Consider the following 397-nt stretch of genomic DNA (forward strand, 5'->3'; position numbering starts at 1 on the left):
AGCCCCAGCCCGACGCTGCCGAGTCCGGTCACGACCAGCGCCGTCAGGACGGCCGCCTGTCGACGGCGGCGACGCGGACCGGGCGAGCCGGCCCGGTCGCGCCGTCGACCGCGGTGTGCCGGTGAGTGGGCGGCCATGAGGGGCTAGCCCGTCACGGTCCCTCGACGCCACCAGATCAGGAGTCCACCGGCGAGGGCCACCGCCAGGCTGCCGCCGCCCAGCAGCAGAGAGCGGTGATCCATCACGGAGCCACCGTCACCGGTGTTGGGGAAGCCTGTCGGCGGAGGGGTGACCTGGTCCGGCGGTCGGTCCCGCTCCGGCGGGCCCAGCGGGGACTCGTCGGTGCCGGTGTCCTGGGGGTTGGGGCCGGTCGACTCCGTGCCGGCGTCGGGGTTGG

General features: G+C 75.8%; 1 protein-coding gene. It reads right to left on the reverse strand.

Annotated elements, in window-relative coordinates:
• Positions 1-143 precede the first annotated feature (143 nt).
• Positions 144-397: hypothetical protein (locus tag E7Z54_RS23235; RefSeq protein ID WP_206056181.1), on the reverse strand; the 254-nt coding region annotated here is incomplete at its 5' end.

Origin of the sequence: Nocardioides sp., from assembly GCF_004803405.1 — a bacterium.
Lineage (GTDB): Bacteria > Actinomycetota > Actinomycetes > Propionibacteriales > Nocardioidaceae > Nocardioides > Nocardioides vastitatis.